Source organism: Rhizobium sp. GW821-FHT14E12 (genome assembly GCF_058803745.1).
On record NZ_JBXAPH010000009.1, the window covers coordinates 180,931 to 199,556 of the forward strand.

General features: G+C 61.0%; 21 protein-coding genes, 1 tRNA gene and 1 pseudogene. 17 read left to right on the top strand and 6 right to left on the bottom strand.

The genetic code is table 11. The features are described from left to right. Window positions 1-18: 18 nt before the first annotated feature. Entirely contained in the window at window positions 19-558 is a 540-nt protein-coding gene (locus AC1RO0_RS26245; RefSeq protein WP_498595505.1) for an ImmA/IrrE family metallo-endopeptidase, read from the bottom strand. 248 nt (window positions 559-806) lie between these two features. Beyond that, window positions 807-896 (bottom strand) — tRNA-Ser (locus AC1RO0_RS26250). 305 nt (window positions 897-1,201) lie between these two features. Between AC1RO0_RS26250 and rplU the strand changes: the two genes are divergently transcribed. The 8 genes from rplU to AC1RO0_RS26290 all read left to right on the top strand — a co-directional run bounded on the left by rplU (window position 1,202) and on the right by AC1RO0_RS26290 (window position 7,886). Then, entirely contained in the window at window positions 1,202-1,519 is a 318-nt protein-coding gene (gene rplU / locus AC1RO0_RS26255) for a 50S ribosomal protein L21 (RefSeq protein WP_498595506.1), read from the top strand. A gap of 32 nt (window positions 1,520-1,551) precedes the next feature. After that, window positions 1,552-1,821: a 50S ribosomal protein L27 gene (rpmA, locus tag AC1RO0_RS26260; protein WP_047453730.1), complete on the top strand. Its 270-nt coding sequence runs from the start codon at window positions 1,552-1,554 to the stop codon at window positions 1,819-1,821. Window positions 1,822-1,942: 121 nt separating this feature from the next. Further along, window positions 1,943-2,578 (top strand): GNAT family N-acetyltransferase, encoded by a 636-nt coding sequence (locus AC1RO0_RS26265; protein ID WP_007698850.1) that lies wholly within the window; start codon window positions 1,943-1,945, stop codon window positions 2,576-2,578. Continuing rightward, window positions 2,575-3,162: a GNAT family N-acetyltransferase gene (locus tag AC1RO0_RS26270; RefSeq protein WP_498595507.1), complete on the top strand. Its 588-nt coding sequence runs from the start codon at window positions 2,575-2,577 to the stop codon at window positions 3,160-3,162. Before AC1RO0_RS26265 ends, AC1RO0_RS26270 begins: the two co-directional genes overlap by 4 nt. A gap of 544 nt (window positions 3,163-3,706) precedes the next feature. Continuing rightward, window positions 3,707-4,825, top strand: coding sequence for a GTPase ObgE (gene obgE / locus AC1RO0_RS26275; RefSeq protein WP_498595508.1), 1,119 nt, complete (start codon window positions 3,707-3,709; stop codon window positions 4,823-4,825). Then, the gene (proB, locus tag AC1RO0_RS26280; protein ID WP_498595509.1) at window positions 4,822-5,991 is read left to right on the top strand and encodes a glutamate 5-kinase; all 1,170 of its coding nucleotides are present in this window, start codon (window positions 4,822-4,824) and stop codon (window positions 5,989-5,991) included. The genes obgE and proB overlap by 4 nt, the downstream gene beginning before the upstream one ends. Further along, window positions 5,984-7,267, top strand: a complete 1,284-nt coding sequence (locus AC1RO0_RS26285; protein ID WP_498595510.1) for a glutamate-5-semialdehyde dehydrogenase — start codon at window positions 5,984-5,986, stop codon at window positions 7,265-7,267. Before proB ends, AC1RO0_RS26285 begins: the two co-directional genes overlap by 8 nt. A 37-nt stretch (window positions 7,268-7,304) precedes the next feature. Continuing rightward, window positions 7,305-7,886 (top strand): nicotinate-nucleotide adenylyltransferase, encoded by a 582-nt coding sequence (locus AC1RO0_RS26290; RefSeq protein WP_498595583.1) that lies wholly within the window; start codon window positions 7,305-7,307, stop codon window positions 7,884-7,886. Window positions 7,887-8,054: 168 nt separating this feature from the next. Here the strand turns inward: AC1RO0_RS26290 and AC1RO0_RS26295 are convergent, their stop codons facing one another. Then, window positions 8,055-8,291: a hypothetical protein gene (locus tag AC1RO0_RS26295; RefSeq protein WP_498595511.1), complete on the bottom strand. Its 237-nt coding sequence runs from the start codon at window positions 8,289-8,291 to the stop codon at window positions 8,055-8,057. Between the two features lie 171 nt (window positions 8,292-8,462). Here AC1RO0_RS26295 and modA point away from each other — a divergent pair, with 171 nt between their 5' ends. From modA to modC, 3 genes are all read left to right on the top strand, one after another. Further along, window positions 8,463-9,260 carry a molybdate ABC transporter substrate-binding protein gene (gene modA / locus AC1RO0_RS26300; protein ID WP_498595512.1) on the top strand — a complete coding sequence of 266 codons (798 nt, stop codon included), beginning with the start codon at window positions 8,463-8,465 and terminating at the stop codon, window positions 9,258-9,260. An 88-nt stretch (window positions 9,261-9,348) separates the two neighbouring features. Next, on the top strand, window positions 9,349-10,050 hold the full coding sequence (modB, locus tag AC1RO0_RS26305; RefSeq protein WP_498595513.1) for a molybdate ABC transporter permease subunit: 702 nt from the start codon (window positions 9,349-9,351) through the stop codon (window positions 10,048-10,050). Then, the gene (gene modC / locus AC1RO0_RS26310; protein WP_498595514.1) at window positions 10,047-11,120 is read left to right on the top strand and encodes a molybdenum ABC transporter ATP-binding protein; all 1,074 of its coding nucleotides are present in this window, start codon (window positions 10,047-10,049) and stop codon (window positions 11,118-11,120) included. The genes modB and modC overlap by 4 nt, the downstream gene beginning before the upstream one ends. A gap of 6 nt (window positions 11,121-11,126) precedes the next feature. On the opposite strand, the gene AC1RO0_RS26315 is transcribed toward modC, so the two are convergent. Further along, window positions 11,127-11,507, bottom strand: coding sequence for a winged helix-turn-helix domain-containing protein (locus AC1RO0_RS26315; RefSeq protein WP_498595515.1), 381 nt, complete (start codon window positions 11,505-11,507; stop codon window positions 11,127-11,129). 260 nt (window positions 11,508-11,767) lie between these two features. Here AC1RO0_RS26315 and rsfS point away from each other — a divergent pair. From rsfS to AC1RO0_RS26345, 6 genes and pseudogenes are all read left to right on the top strand, one after another. Beyond that, window positions 11,768-12,210, top strand: a pseudogene (rsfS, locus tag AC1RO0_RS26320) (ribosome silencing factor). A 115-nt stretch (window positions 12,211-12,325) separates the two neighbouring features. Next, entirely contained in the window at window positions 12,326-12,808 is a 483-nt protein-coding gene (gene rlmH / locus AC1RO0_RS26325; RefSeq protein ID WP_007698806.1) for a 23S rRNA (pseudouridine(1915)-N(3))-methyltransferase RlmH, read from the top strand. Between the two features lie 212 nt (window positions 12,809-13,020). Further along, window positions 13,021-14,451, top strand: a complete 1,431-nt coding sequence (locus tag AC1RO0_RS26330) for a murein hydrolase activator EnvC family protein (RefSeq protein WP_498595584.1) — start codon at window positions 13,021-13,023, stop codon at window positions 14,449-14,451. Beyond that, window positions 14,441-15,766 carry a S41 family peptidase gene (locus tag AC1RO0_RS26335; protein WP_153369280.1) on the top strand — a complete coding sequence of 442 codons (1,326 nt, stop codon included), beginning with the start codon at window positions 14,441-14,443 and terminating at the stop codon, window positions 15,764-15,766. Before AC1RO0_RS26330 ends, AC1RO0_RS26335 begins: the two co-directional genes overlap by 11 nt. Before the next feature lie 148 nt (window positions 15,767-15,914). Next, window positions 15,915-17,117: a divergent polysaccharide deacetylase family protein gene (locus tag AC1RO0_RS26340; RefSeq protein WP_498595516.1), complete on the top strand. Its 1,203-nt coding sequence runs from the start codon at window positions 15,915-15,917 to the stop codon at window positions 17,115-17,117. 82 nt (window positions 17,118-17,199) lie between these two features. Continuing rightward, window positions 17,200-17,739, top strand: coding sequence for an RNA pyrophosphohydrolase (locus AC1RO0_RS26345; protein WP_498595517.1), 540 nt, complete (start codon window positions 17,200-17,202; stop codon window positions 17,737-17,739). Window positions 17,740-17,787: 48 nt separating this feature from the next. On the opposite strand, the gene bfr is transcribed toward AC1RO0_RS26345, so the two are convergent. Then, complete coding sequence (gene bfr, locus AC1RO0_RS26350; protein ID WP_007698784.1) at window positions 17,788-18,273, bottom strand: bacterioferritin; 486 nt, start codon at window positions 18,271-18,273, stop codon at window positions 17,788-17,790. Beyond that, window positions 18,239-18,550, bottom strand: a complete 312-nt coding sequence (locus AC1RO0_RS26355; protein WP_498595518.1) for a (2Fe-2S)-binding protein — start codon at window positions 18,548-18,550, stop codon at window positions 18,239-18,241. Before AC1RO0_RS26355 ends, bfr begins: the two co-directional genes overlap by 35 nt. Between the last annotated feature and the right edge of the window lie 76 nt (window positions 18,551-18,626).

Genomic DNA, 18,626 nt, shown 5'->3' on the forward strand with positions numbered 1-18,626 from the left:
CCGGACAAATCTTCGTCATCAATTAAGGTTCAGATTTTTTGCTCTAATCTCGGCGGCCGGCTTACTCACGCCAAACTTAGCAGCTACCAGTGTCAAGTTCTTTCCCAGTGCAGCGAATGCTTCACGAAAAACCGCACTGCCCATAAGGAATGCAGCGGCAAACCAGTTGGCTTCCCATTCAGCACGTTGCTGGTCTGAATCAGACTCATCTACCCACCGAGTCGCAATCATCGGGACGTTCGGATACTTTTGTGAGAACAAAGGAAAATGAAGTGCTAGGTGCCCCAATTCGTGCGCAATAGTAAAACGATCGCGCTCGGGTGAGGTCATACTAGGCACAAATATAGTGAAATCCGTTGAAGAACGGATTACGATAGATTCAGGGTATTCTCCCGAATAATTAATAGGATCTTTTACCTGAATCCGGCCCCCAAGCCTCTTAACAAGTATTTCGATTTCGTCGCCGGGACCAAAAGCAAGTTGCTTCGCAATTTCCTCCGCGAAAGCATGTATTTGGTCCTTCGAAGCGCGTGTCGGGATCGGCCGCTGTTCCGTCATCTTCCACCCAAGGAAACTATCCTATTATTGACAGCTAGAGTTGGCTGCGTTTTCCGCCATTATATCTGATTCGGCATCAGAATCGAGAAAATACTTGACATACAGATCAACGAGAGTCCTGGGGGCGAATCGGAGATAACTACTGGCGGATTGCGCCGCTACTGTGGCCCCTGATAGCTTTGCGCGATAGCGAGTTGACGTCTCATGTTGCTGGCGCTTCGAAAACTATCTAACTATTCAGCAAATCATGGCGGAGAGGGTGGGATTTGAACCCACGATGCCCTTGCAGGCATGCCGCATTTCGAGTGCGGTGCATTCGACCACTCTGCCACCTCTCCGGTTATGCTGGTCGGCGCTGTTCGGCGCGGGCTGTCTCATAGCGAGAGACGGAAGGGATGGCAAGGGTGAATATTCAAGCTTTTCATCCTTTTGCCTTGACAGATCCGGGGCCCTTATGTATCCCCGCAACGCAATAGGTGTGGATAAGTCCGTGCCTTGGCCGCCTCGTTCTGTGCGAGGCTTCACCGGCAGATCTTTCTTGAGGCCGCAAGCCTTTGAAATCCCTGCTAAGTTTCGACTGATAAAAAGACGGCCGCTTGTCCCTCGGGGCAAGAGAGCTGGAACGAACATGAAAGGATAAAAAATGTTCGCAGTCATCAAGACCGGCGGTAAACAGTACCGTGTGGCAGCCAACGACGTGCTGACCATCGAAAAGCTGGAAGTTGTCGCCGGCGACACCGTAGAATTCACCGAAGTCCTCGTTATCGGCGAAGGCGCCGACGCTGCGATCGGTGCTCCCTTCGTTCTGGGCGCTTCCGTCAAGGCCGAAGTGGTCGAGCACAACCGCGCCAAGAAGGTCATCGCCTTCAAGAAGCGCCGTCGTCAGAACTCGAAGCGTTCGCGCGGCCATCGCCAGCATCACACGGTTGTCCGCATCACGGACATCGTGGCTGCCAAGTAAGATCACGGGACAAGGTTTAAAGGAGAACTCCAATGGCACACAAAAAAGCTGGCGGTTCGTCGCGTAACGGTCGCGATTCGCAATCCAAGCGCCTTGGCGTGAAGAAGTTCGGTGGCGAGAACGTCATCGCGGGCAACATTATCGTGCGTCAGCGCGGTACCGAGTGGCATCCGGGCACCAATGTCGGTCTCGGCAAGGATCACACCATTTTTGCGCTTACGGCTGGTAATGTGAACTACCGTACGAAGGCCAATGGCCGCGTGTACGTGTCTGTCATGCCGAAAGCGGAAGCAGCGGAATAACCGGTAGCGCTCGAAAACAGCCGGTGTCTCATTGACCCGGCTGACGCATCAGGTTCAGTCAAGAAAAGGGGAGATGGGACACCATCTCCCCTTTTTCTTTACCCTCAAGGAGGACTGAACCATGCAAGGCGAATTGTTAAGGGAAGACCAATCAAGGTCTCCCGAAGAACGGCTGAGGCCGGAACGGTTAAGGACCGATTGCCCTGTCTTGTTATCGGAAAGGCTCGTTCTGCGCGCGCCCCACGAAGAAGACATTGACGCCCTTGCCCATCTTGCCAACAACGCCAACGTCGCCACTATGGTATCGCGTATGCCGCATCCGTATACGACCAATGATGCCGCCGATTTCGTGCGACGCACGAAGCTTGGCGAGATTGGCAAGTGCGTCTATGCGATTACCAAAGCCGACAACGGCGCCTTTCTCGGTTGCTGCGGCGTCGAGCCGACGGCCGACCCGGAGACCGTCGAGATCGGTTACTGGCTGGGCGAACCCCACTGGAACCAGGGTTATACGACGGAAGCCGCCCATGCCCTGATCGACATGGTCTTCCGCACGCGCGAAAATGTCGCCCAGATCGATGCCCGTTGCCGGGTCATGAACGTCGCTTCGAGACGGGTCGTGCAGAAGTGCGGCTTCCAGTTCCAGGGATCCGGCCTTGCCGCGTCGCTGGCGCTTGGCAGCACGGTATCGGTCGAATGGTACCGGCTCGATCGCAAGACCTGGATGTCGCTGCGAAGCTGGGGAGGTCTGAGATGAACGCCCTCGCCCTTCCCCGCCGGGACGTCAGGATCCTGACGCCCGGCCCGACACCGATCATCCAGACCGAACGGCTGACACTGCGCCCGCACCGGCTGAGCGATGCCGACGCCATGACGGAAACACTCTCCGATTTCGCCGTGACGCGCATGCTCGCCCGCGTGCCGACGCCGTATGACCGGCAGGATGCGCTGGACTGGCTGGTCCAGCACACCGCCGGCCTCGACACCGGCTGGGACCTGGCGGTCACCGAGAAAGACGATGTCCATATCGGCATGGTCGGCATCGATCTCCGGCATGGCCGCTGGCACGTCGGTTACTGGCTGAACCGCTACTACTGGCGGCATGGCATCATGAGCGAAGCGGTCGGGGCAACGCTCGAGCGCTTTGCCCGCCGCATGCCCGACGTTGCGGTGTTTTCCGGCATCTTTGCCGACAACCCGGCCTCGTTGAAGCTGCAACAGACGCTCGGCTTCGAGATCATCGGCTGCTCGGAGGTTTACAGCTTTGCCCGCAACACCATGGTTCCGCATATCGAAACCGTGCTGAAGCCGGGCGCGCTGCGGCTCTCGCGGGCGGCGTGAAATGAGGCGAGGCTGGTCAGGCATGCTTGTGCTTGTTGCACCTGAGTGCTTGGCCCCTCACACTAGCCCTCTCCGCGCAATGCGGGGCGAGGGGATAGATCAGTATTTGCCGCCCTTTCGCGGCTAGCTGTGAGGCTGCTGATTTAAAAGGATAATTCCCTCTCCCCGTGAAAACGGGGAGAGGGCTAGGGTGAGGGGCTAGGCAGACAAGCACGGCAACAGTGGACATGCCTGACCATCACCAATTCCATTCATCGATCTCAACCCTCACCGGGAGTGATCGGAACCTCAGGCCTTACGTCCACCTGGACCGACAGGAAGAGGTTGAAACCGTGCAGGATGTTATAGATCATCAATTTCACGATAGTCTTTGACCTCCGGCTGAACCGCCTATATCGAAGGCGACATGACGGGCAAATGACCGCGCTGCATATCCCAACGAATATGCAAAAAGCGCGGTAACAATTGAAAAGAGCGCGTAGGCTTTCCCCAATCCCGTTCGATCCGGGAAAGTCATGCGCCGATACCGAGTGACGGACGCAACATGAAATTTCTCGACCAAGCAAAAGTCTATATCAAGTCTGGTGACGGTGGCGCGGGCAGCGTCTCGTTCCGGCGCGAGAAATTCATCGAATTCGGCGGTCCCGACGGCGGCGATGGCGGCCGAGGCGGCGACGTCTGGGTCGAGGCCGTCAACGGGCTGAACACGCTGATCGATTTCCGCTTTCAGCAGCACTTCAAGGCCACCATCGGCACGCATGGCATGGGCCGCAACCGCGCCGGCGCCAAGGGTGCCGACGTCACACTGAAGGTTCCGGTCGGCACGCAGATTTTCGAGGAAGACGAGGAAACCCTGATCTGCGATCTGACGCTGGAGGGCCAGCGTTATCGCCTCGCCCCCGGCGGCAATGGCGGCTTCGGCAACGCCTATTTCAAATCCTCGGTCAACCAGGCCCCGGACTGGGCCAATCCCGGCCTGCCGGGTGAAGAGAAGACCATCTGGCTGCGGCTGAAGCTGATCGCCGATGCCGGCCTCGTCGGCCTGCCGAATGCCGGCAAGTCCACATTCCTCGCCGCCGTCACCCGCGCCCGGCCGAAGATCGCCAACTATCCCTTCACCACGCTGCACCCCAATCTCGGCGTCGCCACCATCGACGGCCAGGAATTCGTGCTGGCCGACATTCCCGGCCTGATCGAAGGCGCCCATGAGGGCGTCGGCATCGGCGACCGCTTCCTCGGCCATGTCGAGCGCACCCGCGTGCTGCTGCATCTGGTCTCCGCCCAGGAAGAGAAGGTCGGCAAGGCCTATAAGACCGTGAAGCACGAACTCGAAGCCTACGGCAACGAGCTTACCGACAAGCCGGAGATCGTGGCGCTGTCGCAGATCGACGTGGTGGATAAGGAGACGTTGAAGAAGAAGACGCGCGAGCTGGCGCGAGCCTGCGGCAAGACGCCCTTCTGCATTTCCGCCATTACCGGCAGCGGCATGACCGAGGTGCTGCGCGCGCTGCGCGACATCATCGTCGAAGCCAATGGTGGCGCAGCGCAGGAAGCGCCGATGAAGGCACTGAAGGTGCGTCATCGCGACATGCAATCCTCCGGCGGTGAAGACGAAAGCGAGGACAATGACGATGATCGTGACGGCGGGGAGCAGCAGGGATGACTGCCCGCAAGTCGCTCGACCGCTACCGCCGCATCGTCATCAAGATCGGCTCGGCGCTTCTCGTCGACCGCAAGACCGGCCTGAAGAAAGCCTGGCTTGATGGCATGTGCGCCGATATCGCCGCGCTGAAGGCTAGAGGTGTCGATGTCCTGGTCGTCTCTTCGGGCGCCATCGCGCTCGGGCGCTCCGTGCTCGATCTTCCCTCCGGTGCGCTGAAGCTAGAGGAAAGCCAGGCGGCAGCGGCTGTGGGCCAGATTTCGCTGGCCCGCGCCTGGTCGGAAAGCCTGTCGCATGACGATATCGTCGCCGGCCAGATCCTGCTGACACTCGGTGACACCGAAGAGCGCCGCCGCTACCTGAACGCCCGCGCGACGATCAACCAGCTTCTGAAGATCGGCGCCGTGCCGATCATCAACGAGAACGACACCGTTGCCACTAGCGAAATCCGCTATGGCGACAATGACCGCCTCGCCGCCCGCGTCGCCACCATGACCGGCGCCGACCTTCTGGTGCTGCTCTCGGACATCGACGGGCTCTATACCGCTCCGCCGCATCTCGATCCTCAGGCACAATTTCTGGAAACCATCGCCGAGATCACGCCTGACATCGAAGCCATGGCCGGGGGCGCCGCCTCCGAACTGTCGCGCGGCGGCATGCGCACCAAGATCGATGCCGGCAAGATCGCCACCGGCGCCGGCTGCGCCATGATCATCGCCTCCGGCAAGACCGACCGTCCGCTGAAATCAATCGAAAACGGCGCTCGCTCGTCCTGGTTCGCGCCGTCGGGCACGCCCGTCACCGCTCGCAAGACCTGGATTGCCGGACAACTGCAGCCGGCCGGCGAACTGCATGTCGATGAGGGTGCGGTGACCGCGCTCGGCGCCGGCAAAAGCCTGCTGCCTGCCGGCGTGCGCAAGGTCGTCGGCCATTTCGGCCGTGGCGATACCGTTGCCGTGATAGGCCCTTCCGGCCGCGAAATCGCCCGGGGCCTTGCCGGCTACGATGCCGAGGAGGCACGCCAGATCACCGGCCGCAAGTCGGCGGAGATCGAGGCGATCCTCGGCTATGCCGGCCGCGCCGCCATGGTGCACCGCGACGACCTCGTCATGACGGCATCCGTCAAAACGAAGGCCGAAAAACTGAAGAAGGATGAAGCTCATGCTTGATACCGTCGCACAAAGCCCCGACATCGATGCGCTGATGAACGATATCGGCCGCAAGGCCCGGGCTGCGTCGCGACCGCTGGCCTTCGCTTCGACCGAGAGCAAGAACAGAGCACTCACCGCCATGGCCGATGCCATCCTTGCCCGCAAGGATCATATCCTCGCCGAGAATGCCAAGGATCTGAAGGACATCGAGGGCACTGACATCCTCGCCTCCTTCGTCGACCGCCTGACGCTCAACGATAAGCGCGTCACGGAGATGGCCGAGGGCATCCGCGCCATTGCCGCGCTGGCGGACCCGGTCGGCGAAGTCATTGCCGCCTGGGATCGGCCGAATGGGCTGAAGATCGAGCGCGTTCGCACGCCGCTCGGGGTCATCGGCGTCATCTTCGAAAGCCGCCCGAATGTTACCGCCGATGCCGGCGCGCTGTGCCTCAAGGCCGGCAATGCCGTGATTCTCCGCTGCGGCAGCGATTCGCGCCGCTCGTCGCAGGCGATCTATGAATGCCTGGTCGAGGGCCTGAAGGCCGCCGGCCTGCCGGAACACGCGATCCAGCTCGTTCCTGTCACCGACCGCGCCGCCGTCGGCGCCATGCTGCGCGGACTGGAAGGCACGATCGACGTCATCGTGCCGCGCGGCGGCAAGAGCCTCGTGGCGCGCGTGCAGAGCGAAGCCCGTGTACCGGTCTTCGCCCATCTCGAAGGCCTCTGCCACGTCTATATCGACGCCTCTGCCGATCTCGACATGGCGAAGGCGATCGTTGTCAACGCCAAGATGCGCCGCACCGGCATTTGCGGCGCGGCCGAAACGCTGCTGGTGGATTCCAAGGTCGTGACAACGCATCTGAAGCCGCTGCTCGATGGGCTGACTGAAGCCGGTTGCGAAATCCGCGGTTCTGCCGAGGTGCTCCGGCTGGTTCCGGGCCTGAAGGCAGCCACCGAAGAAGACTGGTCGACGGAATATCTCGACGCCATCATCTCCGTCACCATCGTCGACGGCATTGACGGCGCGATTGCCCATATCGGCAAATACTCTTCCAATCACACCGAAGCTGTGATTGCCGAGGACCCTGATGTCGTCGAGCGCTTCTTCACCGAGATCGATTCGGCGATCCTGCTGCACAATGCCTCGACGCAGTTTGCCGATGGTGGCGAGTTTGGCATGGGCGCGGAAATCGGCATCGCCACGGGCAAGATGCATGCGCGCGGGCCTGTCGGCGTCGAGCAGCTCACCTCCTTCAAATATCGTGTGCGCGGCACCGGACAGATACGGCCCTGACGTGCTGAAAGAAGAGATCGATTACCGCCATCTGCGCATGCCGCATGCCGAACGCGGCATGGTGGTCGGTCTTTTCGGCGGCTCTTTCAACCCGCCGCATCAGGGTCATGCGCTGGTGGCCGAAATTGCCATCCGCCGGCTCGGTCTCGACCAGCTCTGGTGGATGGTAACGCCGGGCAATCCGCTGAAGAGCCGCAACCATCTGGCGCCGCTTGCCGAGCGCATCGCGCTCAGCGAAGCGATCACCCACGATCCGCGCATCAAGGTAACGGCTTTCGAGCAGACGCTCGGCATGAGCTACACGGCCAATACGCTCGCCTACATCAAGGCGCGCAACACCCATATCCATTTCATCTGGATCATGGGCGCCGATAGCCTCAACACGTTTCATCGCTGGCAGAAATGGCAGGAGATCGCCCGCACCTTTCCGATCGCCGTCATCGACCGGCCGGGATCGACGCTTTCCTATCTCTCCGCGAAGATGGCCAAGACGTTTCAATATGCCCGCGTCGACGAAGACGATGCCCGCGTTCTCTGGAAGAAGCAGGCGCCCGCCTGGACCTTCATCCATGGCCGACGTTCGACGCTAAGCTCGACGGCCTTGCGCGCCGCGCAATAACGGCATCCTTGTAATATCAGGCTTGATTTTGGGAGAAACCTCCAGAAATGAAAAGCCCGACGGGGGAGGAGATCCGTCGGGCTTTCAAACCTGATCAGCAACAGGGAGGAGGAGAGTTGCCGATCGTTATCGGAAGGCATTGGGAGGAGGAGATCGCCGTTCCGATGTTTAGGTTTTAACAGATTTGACCGAAAGATAAATCGCCGATAGCGCAATGCAGCAATGCATATAGATCATAGCTCTGAAAAATCCCTGCCCAAAAAACGCTTCTTTTACATCATCCGAAGCTGCGAGCAGGCAATCCCAAGAATCATACTTTTGCGAATTATCGGCGAAAACGCACGATTCGTAACGTTGCGTCTCAGGTCGTGAGCGTTCGCCATTGTCCTGGGCGATTCTAGTCATGCATTTTCGCGACATCAAAGCCCCTCAATATGCACGGAGAATGGAAAACCCCATTAAATTCGTGTGGTTACGGCTGCAGTGTCGCTATGCTTTTTCAGATATATCCCCTAGCCAAGCTTCCTCGACCGTTATATCTCTCGAAATATCTCGACAATCTCTGGGAGAAATATGATGGCCACCGGTCGCCGCCAATGGTTTAAACTTGCAACTGCCGCCCTCTCCGCCGCCTGGCTCGGCCTGTCGGCCATTCCGGCGCCGGCGCTTGCCGCCGACAAGATCACGGTCTTTGCCGCCGCCAGCATGAAAAACGCGCTCGACAACCTCGACGCCGCCTTCACCAAGGAAACCGGCAAGCAGGTCACCGTCTCCTATGCGGCAAGCGGACCGCTGGCCAAGCAGCTTGAGAATGGCGCACCCGCCGACGTGTTCATCTCCGCCGACAAGAACTGGATGGACTACGTCGCCGAGAAGAAGCTGATCAAGGATGACAGCCGCGTCGACCTGCTCGGCAACAAGCTCGTCCTCGTCGCCGCCAAGGACAAGGCCAAGCCGGTCGAGATCAAGCAGGGCACGGACCTTGCCGGCCTTCTCGGTGACGGACGCCTGGCGATCGGCCAGCCGGAATCGGTGCCCGCGGGCAAGTATGGCAAGGCCGCGCTCGAAAAGCTCGGCATCTGGCCGTCCGTCGAGAAGAAGGTCGCCGGCGCTGAAAGCGTGCGCGCCGCGCTCGCCCTGGTGTCACGCGGCGAAGCACCCTATGGCATCGTCTACCAGACCGACGTTGCCGCCGATCCGGGCGTCGCCGTCGTCGGCACCTTCCCGGCAGACAGCCATCCGCCGATCGTCTATCCGATCGCAATCACGGCCGGTAGCACCAACCCGGACACGCAGGCCTATGTCGACTATCTGAAATCGGCTAAAGCTGTTCCCTTCTTCGAGCATGAAGGCTTTACTGTCCTGAAGCGTTGAGCCTCACAGTTCGACACTAGGCAAGAGCTCATCCCTCCAGGCTCGCCAGCTATATTGGCGAGCCTGACATATTTTTACGAGGCGGGACTTGGACGCATTGAGTTTGAGCAGCGACGAATGGACGGCGATCGAGCTGAGCCTGCGCGTCTCGACCGTCGCCATGCTGGTGAGCCTGCCCTTCGGCATTGTCGCCGCGCTGCTGCTCGCCCGCGGCAAGTTCTGGGGCAAGTCGATCCTCAACGGCCTCATCCATCTGCCGCTGATCCTGCCGCCCGTCGTCACTGGCTTCATCCTGCTCATCCTTTTCGGCCGCAAAGGCGCGATCGGCGCATTGCTCGACCAATATCTCGGCATCGTGCTGTCCTTCCGCTGGACGGGTGCGGCGCTCGCCTGCGGCGTCATGGGTTTTCCGCTGATGGTCCGCAGCATCCGCCTGTCGATCGAGGCGGTCGACCGCAAGCTTGAGGAGGCGGCCGGAACGCTCGGCGCCAGCCCGCTCTGGATCTTCCTCACCGTCACCCTGCCGCTGATCCTGCCTGGCGTCATCGCCGGCATGATCCTGTCGTTCGCCAAGGCGATGGGCGAGTTCGGCGCCACCATCACCTTCGTCTCCAACATTCCCGGCGAAACGCAGACCCTGTCTTCGGCGATCTACACCTTCACCCAGGTGCCGGGCGGCGATGCAGGCGCGATGCGGCTGACGATCATCGCCATCATCATCTCCATGGCAGCCCTGCTCGCCTCGGAATTCCTCGCCTATCTCGCCGGCAAGAGGGTGGATTTCGAATGACGCTCTCCGTCGATATCCGCCACCGGTTGGGCGCCTTCTCGCTCGACGCAGCCTTCACCGCCGACGGCGGCGTCACCGCGCTCTTCGGCCGCTCCGGCTCCGGCAAGACTTCGATGATCCGCATCATCGCCGGCCTCATCCGCCCCGACCATGGCCGTGTCAGCCTCGACGGCGACCTGCTTGCCGATAGCGACAAGCATCTCTTCGTGCCGCGCCATCGCCGCCGCTTCGGCTATGTTTTCCAGGAAGCCCGGCTGTTTCCGCATCTTTCCGTGCGTCAGAACCTGAATTACGGCCGCTGGTTCGCGCCGAAGAACGAGCGCGGCGAAAGCTTCGACGGTGTCGTCGATCTCCTCGGCATCGAAGCTCTTCTCGACCGGCGGCCGGGAAAGCTCTCCGGCGGCGAGAAGCAGCGCGTCGCCATCGGGCGCGCACTCCTGTCCTCGCCCCGACTGCTGTTGATGGACGAGCCGCTGGCCGCACTCGACGAGGCCCGCAAGGCCGAGATCCTGCCCTATCTCGAACGTCTGCGCGACGAAACGAAAGTGCCGGTCATCTATGTCAGCCACTCGATCGCCGAGGTGGCGCGGCTGGCGAACCGCGTCGTCGTCATGCGCGACGGCAAGGTGGAGGCGATGGGACCGGCGGTCGAAATCTTCAGCGAGCTTTCCGGCCCGCAGGCGAGCGATCGCCGCGAAGCCGGTGTTCTGCTTGAGGGCCGCGTCGAGCATGTCGACCACCAGCATCGCCTGACCGTCGTGGCGCTGAAGGCGGCAAAGGTCTTCGTGCCCGGCGAAGCCGCCGGCATCGACAAGACCGTTCGCGTCCATATTCCCGCCCGCGACGTCATGCTGGCAACAGGCAGGCCGGAGGGCCTCAGCGCCCTCAACATTCTCGACGGCTATGTGCTGGGGATGGGTGCTACCGCCGACGGAACGGTCGAGGTGAAGGTCGATTGCGGTGGCGACATCGTGCTTGCCCGCATCACGCAATTTTCCGCCGAACGCATGGATCTGCGTGTTGGCCTGCCCATCCATGTGGTCATAAAGACCGTGGCGCTCGAATCCTAGGATCGATCAGGACTCCGAAGCCTCATCGCCATCACTGCGATTGGCCTCCAGCCATGCGAGGTCACCGGCGATCGCCGCGCGCACTGCGCCTTCCATGGAGCGGAAGCGCTGCAACAACTCCTCGCCGAACGGCGTCAGCACCGCACCGCCGCCCTTCTGGCCGCCGCGCTGCGATTCGACCACCGGCTCCCGGAACATGTGGTTCAATTCGCTGATGAGCAGCCAGGCGCGGCGGTAAGACATGTCCATGGCGCGGCCGGCCGCCGAAATCGAACCGGTTTCGCGAATATGCTCGAGAAGCTCCATCTTGCCGCGCCCAAGCCGATCCTGCCCGGAAAAATGGACACGGAGGACAGGCTTCAGGGATTGTTGCGGAACTTTGGTCATGGCATCGGGGCGTTTCGGTCTGCTCTCGTGTATACGCGGCCTTCGCCCGCCTGTACATGGCACGCAAATTCGGCGGATATTGCCACCTCGGAAGCCTTGATCGACAGCCGGCATGAACAATTGCCCGTATATAGTGCGAAAGAACCAACCTTTGACACAAAAGCGTGTCTTCACGACCAATAGATACCCGCCGGCGTCTTGAAACCTTTATGCTTTGATGCCTATCTTTGTAGTGTGATCGACTCAGATCACCTATGTGCATGTTCTGTTACTCAAGGAAGGAAAAGCACTGACAACAGTACACGCCAAGGGAAGAACGCTTGTCGTTATCCCGAAGAGCCCGGAACGTGGCGTTGATGCCGCCGCCCGAGCCCTGCAAGCCGTCCTCGTTAGCCTCGAGGACTCCAAGGCCGAAAATATCGTCACCATCGACATTGCTGGCAAATCCGCGCTTGGAGACCACATGGTCGTCGTCTCCGGACGTTCGAGCCGCCATGTTCTGGCGATTGCCGACCACCTGACCACCGACCTCAAGGACGAAGGCCTGGGCTCTCCCCGCGTCGAAGGCCTCGAAGGCGGCGACTGGGTGCTGATCGACACCGGTGACATCATCATCCATGTGTTCCGTCCTGAGATCCGCGAGTTCTACAACATCGAGAAGATGTGGGCCGCGCCTGACCTCGACGAGGGCACGTTGCACTAACCGGTTCCCGGAAGCATTTCCCGGTCCCGGCAGGCTATTTTGAAGCGCCGGACATTTTGTCCGGCAACGGTCTATATGTGCGCCGCCACGACGGCGGATATGCTTGGGAGCAGGAATGCGAATAGGTCTTTTTGCCGTGGGACGGTTGAAAACCGGCCCTGAAAAGGATCTTGCGGCCCGTTATCTCGACCGTTTCGCCAAGGCCGGTCCGGCAATCGGCCTGGAACTGGCGCGGATGACCGAAGTGGCTGAAAGCCGCGCCTCCAACGGCGAAACGCGCAAGCGTGAAGAAGCGGTTCTGCTACAGAAAGCGCATCCGGACGGCGGTATCCTTATTCTGCTCGACGAGCGGGGCAAGGCGCTCGACAGCGAAGCCTTCGCCGCTTTGCTCGGCACCTTCCGCGATCAGGGCAAGCGCGACCTGACCATCGCCATCGGCGGCGCTGACGGCCTCGACCCTTCCCTTTACGACAGAGCCGACGCCACCATCTGCCTTGGCAAGATGACCTGGCCGCACCAGCTCGTGCGTATTCTCATCGCCGAACAGCTCTACCGCGCCGTCACCATTCTGTCGGGGCATCCCTACCACCGGGTTTGACGGTCCGCCGGCGAGAATCCAGCCCTTCGAAAACAGTTTGGCTTTGCGCCATTTTGCGTTAACGGAACGCTCACACAGGCGTGTTTTGATTCCCGCCGGAAAAACAATGATGCTTCCTAGGTAATCGCGGCAAATCAGCTTAATTTCGCGCGATCTAAAGGGACCAAGCCCGAACCGACTGGATGAGAAAAACCCCGCCCACATTTTCCCGCCTGCTGCTGCCGTCCCTGGCGGTGTGCTTTGGCGTCGGTGCCTATGTGGCAGGCCCATTTCAGTTTCGGGACATGGCGCTCGCGCAGGAAGATAACGGCACGGTGGCACAGGCGACGGGCGACCAGCCTGCCGCCGCACCACCATCGACGGGACCGGCAGAGCAGGCACCGGATCCGGCAGCCGAGCTCGCCCGCAAGCGCGACGAAACCCGCGCAGCACTGGAGGATCTGTCGAAGACGATCAGCCTTTCCTCCGACAAGACCAAAGCCCTGACCGACAGCATCGCCGCGCTCGACAAGAGCACTGCCAGCCTGCGCCAGGCCCTGATCGACAGCGCCACCCGCCGCAGGGATCTGGACCGCAAGATCCAGCAGAGCGAAAAGACGCTGACCGATCTCGCGGTCAAGGAAGACAAGATCCGCAAATCGCTGCACGATCGCCGCGCGCTGCTGGCTGAGGTTCTCGGCGCGCTGGAGCGCATGGGCCGCAATCCGCCGCCGGCGCTGCTGGTGACGCCGGACGATGCGCTTGCCTCGGTGCGCAGCGCCATCCTGCTTGGTGCCGTCGTTCCCGGCATGCGCAAGGAGACGGACAAGCTCATCGCCGACCTGACGGATCTCACCAAGCTGCATGCCGAAACCGCCGCCGAGAAGGCCGATCTCACCACCACCATGACCAACAGTCTGGAGGAGGAGCGGCGCATGGACCTGCTGCTTAGCGAGAACGACAAGCTCAGCCACGAGAATGCCGCGAAACTCGATGCCGAGCGCAAGCGCTCCGAGGAACTGGCGGGCCAGGCGACCAGCCTCGAGGGCCTTGTCGCCTCGCTGGAAAGCCAGATCGGCTCGGTGCGCGACGCCGCCGCCGCTGCGCGGGCGGAGCAGTTCCGGCGGGAGCAATTGACCGATCAGCAGCGCGAGCAGGCCAAGGCCCTGGCCGAAAGCGGTGTGCCCGATAAAAACCGCATTGCGCCCGCATATCCGTTTTCCGATCTTAAACGGAAATTGGAGCTGCCTGTGGCGGGCGATATTCTCCGCCAGTTCGGCGACGACGACGGTACGGGACATACGGCGATGGGCATCACGCTCGCAACCGGCCCCGACGCACTCGTCACCGCTCCTGCCGATGGGACAGTCGTCTACGCCGGCGCGTTTCGCAGCTACGGCCAGATGGTCATTCTAGACACGGGCGACGGCTACCATATGGTGCTGTCCGGTATGGACGCGATCAAGACGCGTCTGGGCAAATTTGTTTTCGCCGGCGAGCCGCTCGCGGTGATGGGCCAAAAAAGAGTCGCGAGTGCGACTGCATTGGCGCTGGAAACGGATCGGCCAACGCTTTACATTGAATTTCGAAAAGATGGGAAGCCGGTCGATTCTCGACCCTGGTGGACCTCAAAGGATACTGGAAAGGCACGCAATGATACGTAGGGCTTCTCTTGTTCTCGTTGGCGCATTGATGGGTGCGACCGCGATGAGCGTTATCTACACGGCGGTAGTGCCGGCGGAAGCCGCTGGTTCTTCCACGTACAAGGAATTGTCGATTTTCGGCGATGTCTTTGAACGTGTGCGCGCGCAGTATGTGACGCCGCCCCAGGAAGACAAGCTGATCGAAGCCGCCATCAACGGCATGCTGACCTCGCTGGACCCGCATTCGAGCTACATGAATGCCAAGGATGCCGACGACATGCGTACCCAGACCAAGGGTGAATTCGGCGGTCTCGGCATCGAAGTGACGATGGACAACGACCTGGTCAAGGTCATCACCCCCATCGACGACACGCCCGCCGCCAAGGCCGGCGTTCTCGCCGGCGACTACATCACCGCCATCGATGGCCAGTCCGTGCGCGGCCTGAAGCTGGAAGACGCCGTCGAGAAGATGCGCGGCGCGGTCAAGACGCCGATCAAGCTGACGCTGCTGCGCAAGGGCGCCGACAAGCCGATCGAGCTCACCATCATCCGTGACGTGATCGCCGTTGCCGCCGTCAAGTCGCGCGAAGAGGGCGATGTCGGCTATCTCCGCATCATTTCCTTCACCGAAAAAACCACGCCGGATCTCGAAGCCGCGATCGCCAAGATCAAGAAGGACATCCCGGCCGACAAGCTGAAGGGTTATGTCCTCGACCTGCGCCTCAACCCGGGCGGTCTGCTCGACCAGGCAATCAACGTTGCCGACGATGTGCTGGAGCGCGGCGAGATCGTCTCGACCCGTGGCCGCAATCCGGATGAAACACGCCGCTTCAATGCCGGCCCGGGCGACATCACCGACGGCAAGCCGATCGTCGTGCTGATCAACGGCGGCTCGGCCTCGGCTTCGGAAATCGTCGCCGGCGCCCTGCAGGATCTGCGCCGCGCCACCGTCGTCGGCACCCAGTCCTTCGGCAAGGGCTCGGTCCAGACGATCATCCCACTTGGCGACGGCAACGGCGCGCTGCGCCTGACGACGGCGCTCTATTACACGCCGTCGGGCCGCTCCATCCAGGGCACCGGCATCACGCCTGACATCAAGGTTGACCAGCCACTGCCGGACGAGCTGAAGGGCAAGCTGGTGACCGAAGGTGAATCCAGCCTGCCGGGCCACATCAAGGGCCAGAGCGAAACCGATCAGGGCTCCGGCTCGGCCGCCTATGTGCCGCCGGATCCGAAGGACGATCTCCAGCTCAACTACGCGCTTGACCTGCTGCGCGGCGTCAAGACCGACCCGGCCTTCCCGCCGAATCCGGAAAAGGCGGTTTCCTCCAAATAAGGAAACAGCGCCGGGCTGGAAACAGACCCGGCGCTTTTCATATCCGGAGCGGGATGACTGATCTCATCCCGCTCCAAATCTATTCGGATCATGCTTCCGTGTTTTGCGTCTGGGGCAGACAGTTTCCCGCTTGGGGTGGATACGGACTTTGGGAACGGATTTGCATGCACCGCTCGGCCAGAACCGCGGCCCGGACCGCAAGCGACGGCGGCCGCCCTTCGGGCGTATCCTCGCCGGCTTCTGTCTGATCGCAATCGCCAGCTTTTCCCTCTATTCGGCGCTCTTGCGCGACACTCTTCAGAAAACCCCACCACCGGTCGAGACGGCCGAGAAGACGGCGCCCGCGCCACCGGCCAACGACAAGCCCGCCGCAACTGATCAGCCAAGCCTGACTGAGGTCGATCCGCAATCCGGCGCCAATACCTCGCGCATCGTCACCAGCGATGGCTCTGTCGTGACCATGTTCAGCCCGACCGCGCGTGACGGCAGCGGCCCGGTGCTGATCAATGCCAACCAGATCGGCCAGGATCCGCGTATGGCGGCAACGCCGAACGAAAGCCTGCTGGAGGATTCACCCTTCGGCAGGCTGCCGGCCATCGCGCCGAGCGGGCTTAGGCCCATGGATCAATATGCGCGGCCCTGGTCCGGCGCCCGCGGCACGCGTGTCGCCATCGTCGTCAGCGGCCTCGGCCTCAGCCAGACCGGCACGCAGCGCGCCATCGAGAAGCTGCCGGAAGAAATCACGCTCGCCTTTGCCGCCAGCGGCAACAGCCTGCAGCGCTGGATGCAGGAGGCGCGGCGCGGCGGCCATGAGATCCTGATCCAGGTACCCTTCGAGCCTTTCGACTATCCCAGCAACAACCCCGGGCCTGAGACACTTCTGACCTCGCAATCAGCGGCGAAGAACATCGACAACCTGTACAGGGCCATGGGCAAGATCACCAACTATACCGGCGTAATGAACTATCTCGGCGGGCGCTTCCTGTCGAACACCGACGCCCTGCAGCCCGTCATGCGCGATATCGGCAAGCGCGGCCTGTTGTTCCTCGACGACGGCTCGTCCGCGCAGTCCAAGTCCGGCACCGTCGCCAAGGCGCTGGAGACACCGCACGCTTTCGCCGACATGCAGCTCGATGGTGAATTGCAGCAGGATGCCATCCTGAAGAAACTCGACGAGCTGGAGCGTGTCGCACGCCGCAATGGCACGGCGATCGGCGTGGCCTCCGCCTTTGACGAGAGCATCGATGCCATCAGCAAATGGAGCCAGGAGGCATCCATGCGCGGCATCGAGATCGTCGCCGTCTCGGCGCTTGCCGACGATCCCAAAGCAATTCCAGGAAAAACGCGTTAGCGGCTTTCCGTCCGAAATTGAGTAGAAACAATAAGTTAGAGCGTTTAAACGCTCTAGACACCCCTGACCGCTAGAGGACAAGATGAGCAAGACCCACTCACCCGTCAAAGCCGAAGACCTGCCCTATCGCCCCTGCGTCGGCATTATGGTGCTCAACCGCGAGGGGCTGGTCTGGGCCGGCAAGCGCATTCCGATCGGCAATTCCGAGTATGACGGCTCACCGCAGCTCTGGCAGATGCCGCAGGGCGGCATCGACAAGGGCGAGGACCCGCTGGAAGCCGCCTATCGCGAGCTTTACGAAGAGACCGGGATGAAGACGGTGACGCTACTGGCGCAAGCAAAAGACTGGATCAACTACGATCTGCCGCCGCAACTGATCGGTATCGGCCTCAGGGGGAAATTTCGTGGCCAGACCCAGCGCTGGTTCGCCTTCCGCTTCGATGGCGACGAGAGCGAAATCGCCATCAACCCGCCGCCCGGCGGCCACGAGCCGGAATTCGACGCCTGGGAATGGAAGCCGATGACGGAGCTGCCCGGCCTGATCGTCGCCTTCAAGCGCCCGGTCTATGAGCGGGTGGTCGCTGAATTCCAGCACCTGGCCGGCCTGAAGGCCGAAGACTGACGCAAAGTGAGATCCGGCCGCCTCGAAAGCGGCCGGATCTGAATGCGATTATTCGGCGGTGTCAGCCGAATCGGCGTTGAGCTGGCCGTATTTGGCCTCGCCGATCTTGCCGAGCAGTTCGAGCTGGGTTTCCAGGAAGTCGATATGGCCTTCCTCGTCGATCAGCAGCTGTTCGAACAGCTTCATCGATACATAGTCGCCGGCGTCATGACAGATGTCGCGCGACTTCTTGTAGGCGGTGCGGGCGTCGTATTCGCCGGCAAGATCCGCTTCCAGCACTTCCTTGACATTCTGGCCGATACGCAGCGGGGCCAGCGTCTGCAGGTTCGGATGTCCTTCTAGGAAGATGATACGGGCGACGAGACGGTCGGCGTGCTGCATCTCCTCGATGGATTCCGCACGCTCCTTCTTGGCAAGCTTGGTGTAGCCCCAATCTTCGAGAAGCCGGTAATGAACCCAATATTGGTTGACTGCGCCGAGCTCGAGGAACAGAGCCTCGTTAAGCCGCTCGATGACTTTTTTGTCGCCTTTCAATGTCCGCTCTCCTGTTTTCTTCATGGAATTTTTTCAGGCGGGACATGAAATCAAATATTTCGGCTTCCGTCGAGTGGCGACGGGCATGATAGTCCTGAGTTGTCTGTATAATGATATCAACGACATTCGGGAAACAGCCGCAGCAGCGGCCGCGCTTCGACATGGCGTGATACACCTTGGCGGGGACGATGAGCTGCCAACAGTCCTCATCCAGGAACTCGTTGATGACGTCCCGGATTTCTCTGTCGGTGATATAATTACAGCTACAAACCAGCATTCTTCGCTCAGTCCGTCAAACATGACATTTGCTATCCTGTTATCTGCGAAAGAAGAGGGTTCTTGTCAAGTAAAGA